Here is a 2,232-nt window from a genome sequence, read left to right as displayed (position 1 = left end):
TTCATCGCCTCTGGGAGCCTAGGCATCCCCCATACGCCCTTTTCCAGCTTGTCGCCAAACCTTCTTTTCCGTATTCGTACTTTACCTAAAAAATTCGTGTAATTCTATTCTTATTCGAGCATACACCCGTCCGAAAACGGATATACGCCCTGTCCCAATATGTCAATGAACTTTCCTTATTCAACCTATTAGTTAAATAAGGCTCGCCTTCAGTAATCTTCTAATGGACCTAAAGTCCACCGAAGCTCACTTACGGTGAGCGTAGGTGGAGAATATCGGAGTCGAACCGATGACCTCCTGCGTGCAAGGCAGGCGCTCTAGCCAGCTGAGCTAATCCCCCATATACCGGTAGTCGGCACATTGGTGACCACCGCCCAACTTCCAGAATTCCCAATACCTATCTTAAAGAACTTCGTAGTCCCGGGCAGACTCGAACTGCCGACCTCTACATTATCAGTGTAGCGCTCTAACCAGCTGAGCTACGGGACTGTCCCGGATGCCGACCCGCGGCACCGTTCCTTCTATTATCGTTATTGATCGCAAAGACAACCGTATCAAAAAAAAAAAAATGAACCGGCGCGACGGGGCGCGGAACAAGGCCCTTGCGAAAGGGCGCTCTCTAGAAAGGAGGTGTTCCAGCCGCACCTTCCGGTACGGCTACCTTGTTACGACTTAGCCCTAGTTACCGATCTTGCCCTAGGCCGCTCCTTGCGGTGACGGACTTCAGGCACTCCCGGCTTCCATGGCTTGACGGGCGGTGTGTACAAGGCCCGGGAACGTATTCACCGGATCATGGCTGATATCCGATTACTAGCGATTCCAGCTTCACGGGGTCGGGTTGCAGACCCCGATCCGAACTGTGACCGGTTTTGTAGATTCGCTCTGCGTCGCCGCATGGCTGCTCTCTGTACCGGCCATTGTAGCACGTGTGTGGCCCAGGACGTAAGGGCCGTGATGATTTGACGTCGTCCCCACCTTCCTCGCGGTTTGCACCGGCAGTCCCGTTAGAGTCCCCATCTTTACATGCTGGCAACTAACGGTAGGGGTTGCGCTCGTTATAGGACTTAACCTGACACCTCACGGCACGAGCTGACGACAACCATGCAGCACCTTGCAAACTGTCCGAAGAAAAATCCATCTCTGGACCTGTCAGTATGCATTTAAGCCCTGGTAAGGTTCCTCGCGTATCATCGAATTAAACCACATGCTCCACCGCTTGTGCGGGCCCCCGTCAATTCCTTTGAGTTTCATTCTTGCGAACGTACTCCCCAGGTGGGATACTTATCACTTTCGCTTGGCCGCCCAGGCCCGAAGGCCCGGACAGCTAGTATCCATCGTTTACGGCGTGGACTACCAGGGTATCTAATCCTGTTCGCTCCCCACGCTTTCGTCCATCAGCGTCAGTCCATGGTTAGTGAGCTGCCTTCGCGATCGGTGTTCTATGTAATATCTATGCATTTCACCGCTACACTACATATTCCGCCCACTCCACCATGACTCAAGACCACCAGTATCAAGGGCAGTGCTACGGTTGAGCCGCACCATTTCACCCCTGACTTAACGGCCCGCCTACGGACCCTTTAAACCCAATAATTCCGGATAACGCTCGGACCCTCCGTATTACCGCGGCTGCTGGCACGGAGTTAGCCGGTCCTTATTCTTACGGTACCGTCGGCCGCCTACACGTAGGCGGGTTTCTTCCCGTACAAAAGCAGTTTACTACCCATAGGGCATTCTTCCTGCACGCGGCATGGCTGGATCAGGCTCCCGCCCATTGTCCAATATTCCTCACTGCTGCCTCCCGTAGGAGTCTGGTCCGTGTCTCAGTACCAGTGTGGGGGATCCCCCTCTCAGGGCCCCTAACCATCGCGGCCTTGGTAAGCCGTTACCTTACCAACTAGCTAATGGTACGCATGGCCATCCCTGTCCGATAAATCTTTAATCGCAAAACCCATGCGGGCTCGCGATACCATGGGGCATTAATCCACGTTTCCATGGGCTATTCCCCTGACAGGGGCAGGTTCCATACGCGTTGCGCACCCGTGCGCCGGTCGCCGGCAAAGTGCAAGCACTCCCCGCTGCCCCTCGACTTGCATGTGTTAGGCCTGCCGCTAGCGTTCATCCTGAGCCAGGATCAAACTCTTCATTGTCGATTCTTATATAAGTACAAGTGCCCACTCCGAAAAACCCGTCCCGGCCCCGTCTCGCCCGGTTCAAATTCTCTTGAGGCCC

The 2,232-nt window shown here is 54.3% G+C and carries 2 tRNA genes and 1 rRNA gene; all 3 read right to left on the bottom strand.

The window, feature by feature from the left end:
* Positions 1–266: 266 nt before the first annotated feature.
* Positions 267–340: transfer RNA gene (locus FK220_RS19900), tRNA-Ala, on the bottom strand.
* A 75-nt stretch (positions 341–415) separates the two neighbouring features.
* A tRNA-Ile gene (locus tag FK220_RS19895) sits at positions 416–489 on the bottom strand.
* A gap of 134 nt (positions 490–623) precedes the next feature.
* Positions 624–2,150, bottom strand: a 16S ribosomal RNA gene (locus tag FK220_RS19890).
* Positions 2,151–2,232 lie beyond the last annotated feature (82 nt).

The organism is Pelagihabitans pacificus, assembly GCF_009371985.2.
GTDB lineage: Bacteria > Bacteroidota > Bacteroidia > Flavobacteriales > Flavobacteriaceae > Pelagihabitans > Pelagihabitans pacificus.
This window is presented reverse-complemented; position numbering and strand designations above follow the sequence as displayed.